The following is a 14,145-nucleotide window of genomic DNA, read 5'->3' as shown; positions in this document are numbered from 1 at the left end:
CCTATTTTGAGTTCCTGCTTTTGCTATTTAACCAAAAGATCCTAAGGTTATATTTTTTCACATTCAATAATACTTTTAGCTTCTGTACCAATATCAATAAAACGGGTAAAATGTAAGCCTGCTTCCTCTATGAGTTTTTTAAATTCGCTTAGCGTTCTTTCTCTTCCTGTGAGACATGACAGCATTACAATGTCTAAAATTTTAGCAACGTGAGGCTTATTTCTGGAGTCATCCGGAATTACAGCATCTATAATGAGCAGTTTTCCTCCGTTGGGCATGGCATCATAACAGACTTTCAGAATCTCTATACATTCTTGATCACTCCAATCATGCATAATCCATTTCATTGTGTATAAATCAGCTCCTGCTGGAACCTTATCAAAAAAGCTTCCGATACTTACTGAACATCTGTCTTTTAAATTTTCAGGGATCACAGAGGCTGTTACTTCTATAACATTAGCTTCATCAAAAATAATTCCTGAACTTTGAGGATAAGCATTGAGTATGGTGTACATCATAGTTCCATTTCCTCCACCTATATCCACAATTGTTTTATAGGGACTAAAATCATAAGTATTCATAATCCCTTCCAATTCCATTCCGGACATCCCAGTCATTCCCTTCCCAAAATTAACTCCGGCTTCAGGATTTCTTTTGTAATATTCCCAAACACCTACTCCATGAACGTGTTCAAAAGGAATTTTCCCGGTCTTTGCATTATACGTTAATTCCATATAAGCAGGAAAATGCTCACCAAGAATTGCGAGAACAAAATTCTTAGCTGTACCCGGTACATCGGTTTGCAAAGCTGCTCCGAAATCATTCAGGGCAAATGTTTTGTCTTCCAGTTCTTCAAAGATTCCTACTCCACTTAACGCTCGCATCATTCTGTAAAGGCTTTTTGAGTCAGATCCTGTTTTTTCGGCCAGGGAAGAAATTGTTTGTTTGCTTTCAGCAAGATAATCCGCAATATTAAGTTCAGCAGCTGTTTTTACACAACCGGCGATCCAAACATCTCCAAGTACTTCAAACATTTTTAAAGTGAACTCAGGTTTAACTGATTGTTTTTCCATAAATAGTTTTTGATTGTTATGTATTTAATATGTTTTAAACAAAATATATTGTTGTCTATACTGATCCAGCAAATAACTAAAACAGGAACAAACCTGTTGAGTTTGTTCCTGTATGAAGTTTATTAAGTTTTTAAAAATTAATCTTTTGCCTGTGAAACTCTTGTTATACTATCAATAGTAGCATCCAGCGCAGTATCAGATTTTATTTTAATCATATAGCCGCTACCAATAGATAAAGGGTCTGCAACACTCACCAGATAAAAAACCAGATTTCCTGAAGTTACTCCGTTGGGAGCTACAGCAGTCTGATCTATAGAAAAAGTTGAAGGTGGAACCGGATTGGAAAGATTCACCGTGACAAAAGCTACAGAACCATTATTCTTATTGCTGTAACTTACAATTACCCTCCACATATGCACTTGTCCAGGAATAGGATTTTCTAAAAACCGTCCTGTGGCAGGAGTGTATATATCATCAGGCACCGGACTGGCAATATTTTCCGGCCATGTGGTGGTAGGTGATGCTGCAAAGTCTGTCACAATATTCATCGGAGTTTGATAAATAATGTTTTGATAAGTCATTAAAGCAACTCCACCCGAAGATCTGAATGCAAATGAAGGCTTTACTCCTGCTCCACTATTCAGTTTTACAACTCCTTCATTGGCTGTTGTAAGTGTTTGTGAAGAAATTATGGTACTCCACTGTGTTCCGTTGTAGTACCTCAGTGTTTTATTGGTTGAATCATAAATAACCATTCCTGCAGTAGGGGCTGGTACATTGGCAGGGGGATTGGCATTTCTTGTTAATACAACAGCAGAATTAGTGGAAGTAACATCTAAAACACCCTGAGGATTTGTTGTATTAATCCCTACTTGAGCAATTGTGAATGAGGAACATAAAAAACTGATAAATAAATTGGTCTTTTTCATGGTATGTTTTTTAAATTATTCATATCAAATTTACAAAAAAACACATTCAAGTGAAATATAATTTAAATATATTTATATGAAAACAAATAAGTTATACTAAAAAAAAAAATTGATAGAAAAAAAATTACATATTTTCGATCAATAAAGGTTTATGAATTATTCATACAAAATAAATATTTTAAATTAATATACCTTTCAACAACAAGAATTTGACACTTGTTCTTCCGTTTTTCAGGTAAAATCAGCGTATTTTTTATTATTCCATCTTATATATAGGTGTATTTTTTTCAGAAACTAATGCTTTTAATAAAAATATCTCAGCTTTCACTCTATCCATTTACAAACGGATAATTCTGTATCTTTGTCCTATCTTCAAAAAGAGCCTCAGCCATTTTGCAGAAAATCAATGATAAAAAGTAAAAAAGAAGACAAGTACATGAAGAAGACTATAAAAAGAACGTTCAGAGTCTCGAAATATGTGATCTATAAAGAAACCCTGGTTGATTACAAGGAGCATTTCTGGTCATTCTTAGGTGCTTTTTTCGGAATTGGACTCATTGCATTCATTCAGTCTCACTCTTTAGCAGAAACAGAGAATATATTTCTGATTGGTTCCTTTGGTGCTTCCAGTGTTCTGATTTATGGAGCAATTCAAAGTCCATTGGCTCAGCCGAGAAATCTGATTGGCGGACATGTTCTCTCTGCATTGGTTGGCGTTACGGTGTATAAGATTGTTCCGGATATTATATGGCTTTCTGCCCCATTAGCAGTGGCACTTTCTATTGTATTGATGCAGTACACAAAAACCCTGCATCCACCGGGCGGAGCAACAGCTCTGATTGCGGTAAGCTCAACCGGAAAAATTCCAGAATTGGGATATTGGTATGTTATCTCTCCGGTTCTTTCGGGGTGTATTATCCTGTTGCTTGTGGCTTTGTTTTTCAACAATATAACGCCGAATAGAAGTTATCCTTCACACAGCAGGTTTATAAGACTGTTAAGAAAAAAACATGCTCATGGACACAAAGTGAAAAAATAAATAGTATGAATTGCCTGGAATGTGGCGAAAAAATCATCGGAAGGTCTGATAAAAAATTCTGCAATGATGCCTGCCGAAATGCCTATAACAACAAGCAGAACAAAGATTCTACGAATCTGATGCGAAATATCAATAACAAGCTCCGCAAAAATTACAGGATTCTTACGGAAGTAAATATTGATGGTAAAACAAAGATTTCCAAATCTAAACTGGAAAGTATTGGTTTTGATTTCGATTATTTCACCAATATCAAAGTTTATAAAAATGGTTCTGAATACAAGTTTATTTATGATTACGGATATAAACTTTTAGAAGAAGACTTTGTTTTGATCGTTAAAAATCAGGCATAATTTACACACCACCACAAAATAGATCAATATGAAAGAAGTTGTTTTGATTACAGGAGCAAATGGCCTTATTGCAAAAGAACTTGCAAAAAGAATCGGAAATGAATTCGAAGTAAGGCTTCTTACCCGAAAAAAAAGACAGGCGAATGAATATGAATGGGATCTCAAAAAAGGAACCATTGATGAAGAGGCTTTGGAAAATGTTTCTCATATCATTCACCTTGCTGGTGCTAATATTTCAGAAAAACGCTGGACTGCAGAAAGAAAAAAAGAACTGATTGCCAGTAGAGTGGATTCTGCCTCTTTATTACGAAATACTTTAAGAAAAAAAGAGATTAAATTAAAATCATTTATCTCTGCTTCCGGTATTAATTTCTACGGAACTCTGACTACAGAAAAAATATATTCGGAAAATGACCCTCCAGGACATGATTTCCTCAGTGAAGTGGTTGTTTTATGGGAAAGAGCTGCCGATCATTTTAAAGAACAGAATCTTGCAGACAGAATTGTAAAAATCCGTACTGCTGTTGTTCTTTCTGAAAAAGAAGGAGCCTTAAAAAAAATGCTTCCCCCGATACAATATGGGATTGGTTCTGCTTTGGGAAGCGGTAAACAGTATATGCCATGGATTCATATTGAAGATATTTGTTCTATTTATGAGTTTGCATTAAAAAATACTGGCTTTCACGGTGCTTATAATGCTGTTTCACCTCAGCATGCTACCAATTCTAATCTCACTAAAGAAATTGCTGAGGTTCTGAAAAAACCTTTATTCATGCCAAATGTTCCTGCTTTTTTTTAAAGTTATTATTTGGGGAACTGGCAAGCGCCATTTTAGAAGGTTCGAGAGCTTCTTCAGAAAAAATTCAGAATACAGGGTTTCAATTTAAGTTTCCAGGTTTGCATGAGGCATTGGAGAATTTACTAAAAAGAGAGAGCTAATTCTGTATGGAAGAGAATTTAATTCTAAAAAATATATCCAGACATATTTCTCTCAGCAACGAAGAGACTTCTTATTTTTTATCTCTTTTGAAAGAAAAAAAGGTTCAGAAAAAAGAATCACTGGTAAAGCAGCAGCAGCCCTGTAAAGATATCAATTTTGTTGTATCAGGTATTTTAAGAGCCTTTTATATGGATGATTCAGGAAAAGAATCAACTATTATGTTTGCAGTTTCTGATTGGTGGATCACAGATATGTATTGCTTTATTAATGAAAAACCTGCTATGCTGAATATTGAAGCTCTTGAAGAAAGTTCAATTTTACAACTCTCCAAAGATCATCTGGATACCCTTTACTGCAAAGTTCCGAAATTTGAAAGGTTTTTCAGAATTATGATGCAAAATGCCTATATCAGGGAACAGCTCCGCACCATCGAAAATTTATCACTTCCTGCAGAGGAGCGGTATTATAACTTTCTTAAGAAGTATCCTCTGGCTGCAGAACGTGTTACTCAAAAACAGATTGCTTCATATCTTGGTATCACCCCCGAATTTTTAAGCATCATTAAAACGAACAGGCAAAAAAGTAACTGCTCTTAAACTACATTATTTTTTTTCTCTTCCAAGTTCTGTTATTTTATCAAAAAAATTATGCTCATACTTATTGCAGGTCCTTATCGCAGCGGAACCAATGACGACCCTGAACTGATTCAGCAAAATCTTGACAACCTTGAAGCGGTAGCTCTTCCTATTTTCAGAAAAGGACATATTCCTATCATTGGAGAATGGGTTGCCCTCCCATTGATGAAACTGGCAGGTTCTACCCAGATTGGAGATGAAACCTGGGAAGAAATACAATATCCGGCTGCTCATCGTATTCTTGAAAAATGTGATGCCATTCTCCGAATTGAAGGGGCTTCTAAAGGAGCTGATGAAGACGTTAGAATTGGTAGAGAAAAAGGTCTAAAAATTTATTATAACATAGAAGACATCCCTTATGCAAAATCCTGATATTACGATTTTAAAAACCGACATTTTATCTGACAACTGGTATACTTTAAACAAAGTTACTTTTACCATCCGTAAAAAAGACGGAACTACAGAAACCCAAAGCAGAGAAGCCTATGACCGGGGAAATGGGGCGGTTATTCTGCTGTATAACACAACCTCAAACAATGTTATTCTGACGAGACAATTCAGACTTCCAACTTATATTAACGGAAATACTTCCGGAATGCTTATTGAAGCCTGTGCCGGACTTTTAGACAATGATAATCCTGAAGATTGTATCAAAAGAGAAACGGAAGAGGAAACCGGATACAAAATTTCTAAGGTTGAAAAAATATTTGAAGCGTATATGTCTCCTGGTTCTGTGACGGAGATTCTTCACTTTTTCATTGCTGAATATTCTAATGATATGAAGATTAATGATGGTGGTGGCCTTGAAGAGGAAGGTGAAAATATTGAAGTATTGGAGTTCCCTTTTAATAATGTCCTTACTATGATTGATACTGGTGAAATTAAGGATGCAAAGACAATAATGCTGCTACAGCATTTGAGGATTAAAGGTATTTTGTAAAAAATCAGTATATTTCTTAATACAACTCATTTAATTTAATAAACACTTATGCTTCAGGACCAAATTACCCTTAAGAACCGCTATAAAGATTTCATCAGAAAAGTAAGTGAAACAGAAACCGTATATGGTTTAAAAGATGATAAAGGATACGCTACATCCTACTCCAACGATTTGGAATATGAAGACGGTGAACCTGTACAAATCATCTGTTTCTGGTCTGATCCTGCAAGGGCAAAATCCTGTATAGACAAAGGATGGAACCGTTATGAAGTCTCTCCTATTCCACTTAATGAATTTCTGGAAAACTGGTGTCTGGGAATGAACAGTGATGGACTGATTGTAGGTGTTGATTTTGACAGCAACCTGTTTGGCTATGAAGCTGAACCTTTAGAACTTGTTCTCGAAGTCATCGAAGAGCTTAGGAAAGATGGAAAGGTTCTGATATTAAGAAAATTTGAGGATCTTGAAGATATGGAAAATCAGATCAGAGAGGTATTAAAAGACTAAAAGGATTTCATGACAAAGTTATTGGGAATAAGGATTGCTAAAGTAATCGCTGTGTTTTCGGTTCTTATTTTCAGTATTCTGATGCTGAAAACAATTTCCCAGTACACTTCTCTTGATAAAACGGTTGGGTTTCTTGCCTTTAAACAGCAGGTGGTGGATAATCCCTATTGGATGGCGTTCTTTTACATCCATATCTTTTCAATAACACTTTGTCTTCTGGCAGGATTAACACAATTTTCACCACAATTCTTAAGGGAAAACAGAGGTTTACATAAAATAATTGGCAGGATTTACGTTTACAATATTCTTATGATTAATGTTCCGGCATGTTTCGTATTGGGATTATTTTCGAATGGCGGATTAATAGGGATTACCGGGTTTCTGATTCAGGATATTCTTTGGGCTTATTTTACAGTAGTTGCTGTACTTTCTATTAAAAAAGGAAATATTATCAGACATAAAAACTTTATGATTTTAAGCTATTCGGTAACAACCACTGCTATTACTTTCAGAATTATAAAGAATCTCTTTTATGATGAAAAACTTCACGATTATGAACTTTTTTATGGCATGAATGTATGGCTGGCCCTTATTATTAACCTTTTGATAGCATATCCTTTTCTTAGACAAAAAAATCATCTATCGCTCAAAAGAAACATTCGTAATTAAAATAAAAATGCTGATAAAGGAGATCAAAAGAAATGAACCTATAAATATCAAAATAGTAAGCATTTTTTTGTATTTGTGATTCTTTGTCCATCGGTTACAAAACCTAACAATCACATTAGAAATCCCTGCAAAAATAATTATAACGAAGAGGAAAAACAGGAGAATAATAAGGTAAATCCAGTCAAAATCCATAGAATGATATTTATATAAAAAGATTATTTTAAAGTCAAATATTATCTGGATAAATCAAGATTAGCCAGAAAAATATAAAGGCTGATATATGATATCAACAGAAATGATCCTATAAAGATCAGCGTATTAAAAAACACTTCGTATTTGTGATTCCTGGTCCATTGGTTGCAGAAACGCATGATCAGGTAAGAAATCCCTCCAAATACAGCAACAATAAAAATGAGAAAAAAGTAGATCATGGTTATACTTATTAATTATGTAAAGCTATTATTTTAAAATTAAAAAAGGACTGGTAAAACTAATGTCACTAATTTAAAGCACAAATAACTCTAATATGGAAGCATACAAGTTGTGATATTCGTGAAACCATTTGTGTTATTTGTGTTTAAAAACAAAAAATTATGAAGATAAAAAACATCGATCACATCGTATTAACCGTAGCAGACATCAACAAAACCATAGAATTCTACACCGAAATCATGGGTTTTGAAGTAGTAACTTTTGGAGATAACCGAAAAGCACTCACTTTCGGAAATCAAAAGATCAATCTGCATCAAAAAGGCCATGAATTTGAGCCTAAAGCTGAAACTCCTACCTGTGGATCTGCGGATCTTTGTTTCATTGCCCAAACAGATATTCACGAGGTAATGGATGAGCTGAAGCAAAAAAACGTGGAGATTATTGAAGGTATTGTGGACCGTACAGGCGCTGTAGGAAAGATAAAATCTGTCTACTTCCGTGATCCGGATCAAAACCTCATTGAGGTAAGCAACTATCTTTAATGGCCACTAATGCACGAACTCTTTATTTAAATTCATAATCTTGTCAAATAAACGTTTTGTCATTCCGTAGGAATCCAGGCTGCCCTATTCCAATCATGAAGTTGGGATTCCTACGGAATGACAAAGGTTTTTGAAAACAATCAATACAATCTGATTAAACATCCATATCATTTTCTTCACCAAATGCCTTCCAATATTGGTATTTCTCCGGATCAGCAAAGTCAGGGTCTTCTTTATAAAAATAGAGAAGTCTTCTCAGTGCTGTGGTATAATACCCGTATTCCAAAGACTTTTCATAGTATTTAATTGCTTTTTTAGGGCTTATTTTCACTCCTAACCCCTCATCATACATAATTCCGTAGTAAATATCGGAGTATGTACCTTCGGTGTCTTTTTTCAAATACCGCTGAAGATTATCAAAATCACTTTTCTGATAGTAGAGCTCAGCTAAATTTTCATCATTATAATAGAATTTCTTTTCTGCCTGTTTATAGTAGTCCAATGCAAGATCATAATCCTGTAATACATATTCTCCATAAAAATAGAGAAGTCCAAGGTTCTGCATTGCCAAGCCATCTCCTAATTCTGCCGATTTCCTAAAACATTTTAAAGCTTTTTTAATATCCTGAGGGTATCCCACTCCACTCTGATAGTGATAGCCAAGGTTGTTCCATGCAACGGCATGGTTTTTAGAAGCCGCTTTTTCATATAGGGCAAGCCCTTTCTCCAGATCATAATATTCAGGATACTCGTTATGAACATAAATATATCCAAGTTCCACCATCATATCTGTATTTCCACGGTTCACTCCTACTTTGTACAATCTTACAGCCTCTTCAATTTTCCCTTCTTCAATGTATTCTGTAGCTCTCGACATCAAGGTTCCATCATCAAAATACTCTTCGTAACCTGAACCTTTTTTCTCAGTCCATGCTTTATAAAAATCAAGGAAATGCTTTTGATCTTTTCCACGAAGATTATGTCTTTTTTCATACAAAGCTCCCAGCTGATGATCAGAAATCTGATGTAATTTTCTTTCAGCATCAAGGATAAACATTTCATCTCCTTTATAAAGGCAAAGCATCTGTTCATTATACTCTATTCCTTCACCAATATAGTCGTAAATACCGCTTTGAGTATCCATTTTCTGGTCGAAATAGAACATTCCTTCCGAAGTGGTAATACGGAAGATTTCCTCTCTGCAGGATTCTATTTTTTTATATTCTTTAGAGGAAGGCAGTAACCAACGGTCTTCAGCAGCATTATACAGGCCCCAACCGTTTTCATCAGACAACAGGAATACATTATCCATAAACTGGGTAAACCAATCTCTGTGAATATTTTCAATGGTATGCCCTTTTAACCTGTATTCACCGGATCTTATATCATAAATATACCATTGCTTAGTTTTCCTGTAAGCAAAAGAAGTGTAAGAACCATCCAGAATCATCATGGTATCTACTTCGGTATCCAGAAGAGTTCCGTCAGCTTTTATAATGCTGATTTTCTTCTGGAATTTATTCGGTTTAACCCAATAATATCCTTCTCCAAATTCACTCAATACATCTTCAGGGTATTCGCCCAGGAAAACGCCATCAAATGTGTAAAAAGCTTTTTTGGATGTACCTTCCAGCGAACGGTAGATCATTCCTGAATAATTAAACTCAAAAGGTTCATCAAAACCCTCTTGAATAACAGATTTATTGAAAATATCAATGAGAAAGTACTTCCCTTCTTTTTTAGCATTAAAATGGTAGACATGTCTTACCATTTCCAGATCTTCATATTCACAAGGGATCACAATTTCTCCGGTTTCGATATTAAGTAACCCACATTTCTGATCTGTTTCTATAATCCCATAATTATTATTGTGAATGAACAGAGCATCATAAACTTCTTCGTAAATGCATTCAATAAGGACCTTTCCATCGTTTCTCAGGTATCCGTATTTGCCGTTTTTCTGTGCTACCGCAATGCCTTCTTCACTAAAAGCAAATATTTCTTCATAAACAGGTGGCGTTATGATATTTCCTTTTTTATCTTTCAGTCCCCAAAGACCATTGTCTTCAAAAGTATCTGAGATATCTTTATACAGATCTTCATTCCAGTAGCCTAGGCCATAGTCAATCCAATCTGTTTCCAGCATTTCTAAAAAAGAAGTGTAGCCGCTTCTGGCAACAACTTCTTTCTCTAACCAGCTCAGATTCTGCTTAGATAGAGCTTTATCATATAGTTTGCTCTTCTCCTTAATCTCAAACGCCCAGTTTTTGGCCTGATCGGAATGCTTTTCTTCACTCATATTGAAAACATCCCAACCATTGATAACTAACGTGTCATAAGGCAGATCATCAAGCATCTCAAACATTTTGTTGACCGGTTCATAATAGGCCTTTTTGTAAAGCAGCTGATAGTGTTCGCCCAACAACTGATAGAATGATTTCAGTCTTTGTACCCCATTTATCTTATCAAAGTACAGTAGCTTTCCTTTTGCTCTTGGATCACAGGAAAACAAAGGGAACAGCAATTCCGGGATTTCGTAATTCCATTCTCCCAGATAGTGCGAATACTGGTCTCCAGTTTTTGAATCTACATTATATACGTAAAGACGGTGTGCCATTTTTTTCTTTAATGATTAAAATCCGAATTTAGAAAACAGTCCGGGCTTCTTCCATGAAGCTTTATATTCATCTGCAATAGGATCATAATCTGCAACCGAACGTACCTGATCCAATATAGCGTGGGCATCTTTCAAATTTCCAGCCTGATATAAAACAACTGCTTTTGCCAACTCAACACTTTCCACAAGATCGTCATATCCCCATTCTTCAGCATTGTAAATGGTATTAAACCTTTCGGCAAGGGATAAAGTCTTATCTTTACTATTCAGTTTTTCATAAACTCTTACTCCATAGCTCAGCCAAAGTACATAATCTTCAGGATCCATTACTTCGTTACATTCTGCATCATATTCACTGAAAATGGATACCGCTTCATCGTAATTCCCTTGAAGGAAATCACTTTTAACGATCATATAAATGGTTTTAGCTTTATCAAAAGCATCCAAAAGGAATTCTTTTTTATTTTCTAGATATCTTTTAGCCGTCAACGCTACCTGTCCGTAATGTTCCTCTTCATTATAGATCTGCATCAAGGCATACTGAGGATTCGCTTCCTGTGGAAAACGTTCTGCCATCCCTTCATAATGAGTTTTTCTGACATGAAGATCCTGCCTGTCCAAATGGTGAAATAAAATGCCTTCCAATTTATTTTTTGCAGCTTCCAGATCCCTGTAGTCATAATCATCAATTTCAGGATTCTCTGTGGTATGTTGATAAATGTAGGTAAGTAATTCCTCTGCTTCTTTATCAACATCATCAACTCCCAGTAATTCATGAATCTGCACCTGAAGTGCCTTGTTGTAAAGGCTTTTATAAAAATAGTCTTCGGATTCGCCATAAAGATTAAAGTAGTTACTCAGTGCTTTTTCTGCCCTTTCATAATTTCCTCCATTCACCAAAGCATCAATTAAGGTCAGGTGAAGTTCCATGAACTCTGAATATCTAAGTCCTTCAGAAGCGATCTCTACTGCTGCCTGATAATCTCCCAGCAATGAATATTTAATGGCTAAATTATTACAGCACATTGCTCTGGTATGCAAGTCGTTGTAATAGTCGCTTTCAAACTTACCTTCTTCAAAATACTTCCCGAATGCTTCATGCGCCTGTTCATACACGGTACGACCCACATTGTGCCATTTCTGTTTATCATTTTCATCCTCTAATGCCTCTATACACTCGTTCAGTAAGACCCCTTCATTGTAAATGTCTGCGGGATAATCCGAAAACACAGGTACCTCAGATAATACCATTCTATTCAAAAGATATTCTGAGTCTGCTCTTCTTCTCCAGGCTGTAGCATTGGATGATAACTGCACAGCTTTGTCCAGTAAAGGAATAGCTTCAGCATAGCGCTCGTTTTCATATAGGAATGTTCCTGCAAAATGATATCCTGAGAACAGTTCCGGATGGGAACTGATAACCTCAAGGGCATGATGATAGTAAAATTCCGTAGCAATATTCAGAAATTCAGGGTAGTTTCTCTCAATAATCAGCTGGTAATAGAAAACCTCAGGATTATTGTATCCGTTTCTTATGAGTTCTGCAAAGCGTTGATGCCACTCTGCTAATTTTTCATGAATATGAACTGCTGAGTTTTCTCCTTTGATCGCCTTCATCATCATCTTCAGAGAAAGGTCAGGAGCATTATTTTCAAATGCAATATCGGCAAGGTTGATCAAATCATATTCATTGTGGGTCACAAAAGTAGAATGTTCCTTCTCAATAAGGTTTGTAAGCTCTTCACCGGAAACCATTTTTGTACGGTCCAGCAAATAGATCTTTTTCATCCAGAAAAGTGAGGTATTCTTATCTCTGATCTCACGATTGTTGGCATGTGCTTTTTGAAAATAATATATTCCAGCTTCAAGACTGTTCAAAAGTGCTTTATTTTCTTCCAGAGATTCATATATTTTAACCAAAAAATCATACCCATATCCTGTGTAGTCAGGATCTTCCAGCATACGTTCTGCATAGCTTATAAACTCTGCTTTATTTTCCTGAGTAATATGTTTTTTGCTTCTGGCGATCTGCATCAGGGCATATTCATTGCCTAAAGGATAATCCAGGATATTGTAAAGTGCTTTTTGATGATTTGGATTCACCTGAAGTATTCTTCGTAAATAAGGAATAACATAATCTCTGATGGCATCATAAACCGCTTCATGTCCCTCATAGTAAACGATATCATGGTAAGCTACCGCCATTAAAAATAAGACTTCTTCGTCTTGGGGATGAGATAATAAGTATTGCTCTCCTTCTATAATACACTGGTCCAGATCTCTTCTGTAAAACAGTTGTTCTAAATTGTGGTACATTCTTAATATTTTGTTCTATAATTCAATCATTATATTTCCTGTCTGTCCCGGCAGTATCTGGAATTTATAATATAAGGGGTGCAAAATATAAAAAACACAAAGAAAAACAAATGACAAGCCTTATAAATCCCGGAAACCAGTGAGTAAATAATCCCGGATTATCACCGGATTTGAGATTTTAAGTTTTAATTTTGATCCGGAATTCAAAAAATAAATTTTTCAACGATACAGAACATGAAAAAATTATATACAGGGCTTTCCCTGGCATTCTCCGTGATGATGATTGCTCAAAAAGTTCCTGCTAAAAAAATCCTTTGGTTCTCTACGCTTATCAAACCTTTGGATGTGATGTTAAAGGGTATTTTGACCCTTCAAAATATAAAAAAGAAGAGATTGATGGCACTTACAGACTTTTATCTCCTTTAACCTTCTCTCCGTTTACTTCTCTCATTGTCTTTAACCCTGTAAAATACAATAAGGTTCGCAACAGCAGCACTCAGCTTTTAGAGCAAAATGAAAAAGAATATGTGGAGCGAAAAAAAGAACTTGAAGAACTCAAACCTATCAATCTTCCGATATGGAAAAAACAGCAGGAAGAAGCTCTTACCCTTTTGGAAAACGAGTATCAGCTCAATAAAGCATTACTTTTAGGCTATGCTGATCCGCAATCTCTTCCAAAAAGCAAGTTTTATACTACCTGTAAAGAGTATGTGGATGCCATGACGACTAAGGATAAAGAAAAAATGTATTCAGTATGGAAAGGTTTATTTGAGCCTAAAAAAGGCGAAGAAGTTTATTCCGGAACAAAGGATGCTTTTACTGCCAAATGGAATGATCCGAGAAAGGATGAGTATGCCATCATTGATCTTATGAATGCTTTCAATAATTGCGCAAACCATAGTTTCAGACCTAAAGCGGATGAGGATAACACTTTATTTACAACTTTTGAAAAAGTTTTCGTTACCATAAAAAGAGATTGTGATGAGCCTTAAAATGACAGAAAACGTCCTGTTTAAAGCAAAAAATTAAAATTCTCATTAAATAAGAAAAATAACTGTATAAAATTGGTTAAATTCTTTAGTTTTCGGATTTAAAGCCTTAATTTTGTGGGGAAATTTTAGAAAATTCGGATTCTTTCTACAACTATGCGCATGGA

15 protein-coding genes are annotated in these 14,145 nt (G+C 35.4%); 11 read left to right on the top strand and 4 right to left on the bottom strand.

The window, feature by feature from the left end; translation table 11 throughout:
* Window positions 1–47: 47 nt before the first annotated feature.
* Both BOQ64_RS13210 and BOQ64_RS13205 read right to left on the bottom strand, forming a co-directional pair.
* Window positions 48–1,073 carry a methyltransferase gene (locus tag BOQ64_RS13210; protein WP_129057310.1) on the bottom strand — a complete coding sequence of 342 codons (1,026 nt, stop codon included), beginning with the start codon at window positions 1,071–1,073 and terminating at the stop codon, window positions 48–50.
* 137 nt (window positions 1,074–1,210) lie between these two features.
* A complete protein-coding gene (locus BOQ64_RS13205; protein WP_129057309.1) occupies window positions 1,211–2,002 on the bottom strand; it encodes a hypothetical protein in 792 nt (263 codons plus the stop codon).
* Window positions 2,003–2,438: 436 nt separating this feature from the next.
* Between BOQ64_RS13205 and BOQ64_RS13200 the strand changes: the two genes are divergently transcribed.
* The 10 genes from BOQ64_RS13200 (at window position 2,439) to BOQ64_RS13160 (ending at window position 8,056) form a co-directional block, all read left to right on the top strand.
* Window positions 2,439–3,041: an HPP family protein gene (locus BOQ64_RS13200; RefSeq protein WP_129057308.1), complete on the top strand. Its 603-nt coding sequence runs from the start codon at window positions 2,439–2,441 to the stop codon at window positions 3,039–3,041.
* 5 nt (window positions 3,042–3,046) lie between these two features.
* On the top strand, window positions 3,047–3,391 hold the full coding sequence (locus tag BOQ64_RS13195) for a hypothetical protein (protein ID WP_129057307.1): 345 nt from the start codon (window positions 3,047–3,049) through the stop codon (window positions 3,389–3,391).
* Window positions 3,392–3,419: 28 nt separating this feature from the next.
* Window positions 3,420–4,190, top strand: coding sequence for a TIGR01777 family oxidoreductase (locus tag BOQ64_RS13190; RefSeq protein WP_228448368.1), 771 nt, complete (start codon window positions 3,420–3,422; stop codon window positions 4,188–4,190).
* Window positions 4,160–4,330 (top strand): DUF1731 domain-containing protein, encoded by a 171-nt coding sequence (locus BOQ64_RS24725; protein WP_317127592.1) that lies wholly within the window; start codon window positions 4,160–4,162, stop codon window positions 4,328–4,330. Before BOQ64_RS13190 ends, BOQ64_RS24725 begins: the two co-directional genes overlap by 31 nt.
* A gap of 6 nt (window positions 4,331–4,336) precedes the next feature.
* Window positions 4,337–4,927, top strand: coding sequence for a Crp/Fnr family transcriptional regulator (locus BOQ64_RS13185; RefSeq protein ID WP_129057306.1), 591 nt, complete (start codon window positions 4,337–4,339; stop codon window positions 4,925–4,927).
* Window positions 4,928–4,978: 51 nt separating this feature from the next.
* On the top strand, window positions 4,979–5,338 hold the full coding sequence (locus tag BOQ64_RS13180) for a DUF4406 domain-containing protein (RefSeq protein ID WP_129057305.1): 360 nt from the start codon (window positions 4,979–4,981) through the stop codon (window positions 5,336–5,338).
* Window positions 5,325–5,906 (top strand): GDP-mannose pyrophosphatase NudK, encoded by a 582-nt coding sequence (gene nudK / locus BOQ64_RS13175; RefSeq protein WP_129057304.1) that lies wholly within the window; start codon window positions 5,325–5,327, stop codon window positions 5,904–5,906. The genes BOQ64_RS13180 and nudK overlap by 14 nt, the downstream gene beginning before the upstream one ends.
* A gap of 48 nt (window positions 5,907–5,954) precedes the next feature.
* Window positions 5,955–6,413, top strand: a complete 459-nt coding sequence (locus BOQ64_RS13170; protein ID WP_129057303.1) for a DUF2750 domain-containing protein — start codon at window positions 5,955–5,957, stop codon at window positions 6,411–6,413.
* 9 nt (window positions 6,414–6,422) lie between these two features.
* On the top strand, window positions 6,423–7,082 hold the full coding sequence (locus BOQ64_RS13165; protein ID WP_129057302.1) for a DUF2306 domain-containing protein: 660 nt from the start codon (window positions 6,423–6,425) through the stop codon (window positions 7,080–7,082).
* Between the two features lie 593 nt (window positions 7,083–7,675).
* A complete protein-coding gene (locus tag BOQ64_RS13160) occupies window positions 7,676–8,056 on the top strand; it encodes a VOC family protein (RefSeq protein ID WP_129057301.1) in 381 nt (126 codons plus the stop codon).
* Between the two features lie 154 nt (window positions 8,057–8,210).
* Here BOQ64_RS13160 and BOQ64_RS13155 read toward each other — a convergent pair whose 3' ends face one another.
* A complete protein-coding gene (locus BOQ64_RS13155; protein WP_129057300.1) occupies window positions 8,211–10,673 on the bottom strand; it encodes an SEL1-like repeat protein in 2,463 nt (820 codons plus the stop codon).
* Between the two features lie 15 nt (window positions 10,674–10,688).
* On the bottom strand, window positions 10,689–12,989 hold the full coding sequence (locus BOQ64_RS13150; protein WP_129057299.1) for a tetratricopeptide repeat protein: 2,301 nt from the start codon (window positions 12,987–12,989) through the stop codon (window positions 10,689–10,691).
* A 314-nt stretch (window positions 12,990–13,303) separates the two neighbouring features.
* On the opposite strand from BOQ64_RS13150, the gene BOQ64_RS13145 reads away from it, so the two are divergent.
* Complete coding sequence (locus BOQ64_RS13145; RefSeq protein ID WP_228448367.1) at window positions 13,304–13,981, top strand: hypothetical protein; 678 nt, start codon at window positions 13,304–13,306, stop codon at window positions 13,979–13,981.
* Window positions 13,982–14,145 lie beyond the last annotated feature (164 nt).

Origin of the sequence: Chryseobacterium sp. CH25 (assembly GCF_004119455.1) — a bacterium.
Lineage (GTDB): Bacteria > Bacteroidota > Bacteroidia > Flavobacteriales > Weeksellaceae > Chryseobacterium.
Note: the sequence above shows the minus strand (reverse complement) of the source record. Positions and strands in the feature narration are given on the sequence as shown.

Excerpts from the sequence above, each read along its gene's own strand:
- BOQ64_RS13190 (WP_228448368.1), top strand. The coding sequence starts at position 3,420 with ATGAAAGAAGTTGTTTTGATTACAGGAGCAAATGGCCTTATTGCAAAA.
- BOQ64_RS13205 (WP_129057309.1), bottom strand. The coding sequence starts at position 2,002 with ATGAAAAAGACCAATTTATTTATCAGTTTTTTATGTTCCTCATTCACA.
- BOQ64_RS13170 (WP_129057303.1), top strand. The coding sequence starts at position 5,955 with ATGCTTCAGGACCAAATTACCCTTAAGAACCGCTATAAAGATTTCATC.
- BOQ64_RS13160 (WP_129057301.1), top strand. The coding sequence starts at position 7,676 with ATGAAGATAAAAAACATCGATCACATCGTATTAACCGTAGCAGACATC.
- BOQ64_RS13150 (WP_129057299.1), bottom strand. The coding sequence starts at position 12,989 with ATGTACCACAATTTAGAACAACTGTTTTACAGAAGAGATCTGGACCAG.
- BOQ64_RS13185 (WP_129057306.1), top strand. The coding sequence starts at position 4,337 with ATGGAAGAGAATTTAATTCTAAAAAATATATCCAGACATATTTCTCTC.
- BOQ64_RS13210 (WP_129057310.1), bottom strand. The coding sequence starts at position 1,073 with ATGGAAAAACAATCAGTTAAACCTGAGTTCACTTTAAAAATGTTTGAA.
- nudK (WP_129057304.1), top strand. The coding sequence starts at position 5,325 with ATGCAAAATCCTGATATTACGATTTTAAAAACCGACATTTTATCTGAC.
- BOQ64_RS13155 (WP_129057300.1), bottom strand. The coding sequence starts at position 10,673 with ATGGCACACCGTCTTTACGTATATAATGTAGATTCAAAAACTGGAGAC.
- BOQ64_RS13195 (WP_129057307.1), top strand. The coding sequence starts at position 3,047 with ATGAATTGCCTGGAATGTGGCGAAAAAATCATCGGAAGGTCTGATAAA.
- BOQ64_RS13200 (WP_129057308.1), top strand. The coding sequence starts at position 2,439 with ATGAAGAAGACTATAAAAAGAACGTTCAGAGTCTCGAAATATGTGATC.
- BOQ64_RS13180 (WP_129057305.1), top strand. The coding sequence starts at position 4,979 with ATGCTCATACTTATTGCAGGTCCTTATCGCAGCGGAACCAATGACGAC.
- BOQ64_RS13165 (WP_129057302.1), top strand. The coding sequence starts at position 6,423 with ATGACAAAGTTATTGGGAATAAGGATTGCTAAAGTAATCGCTGTGTTT.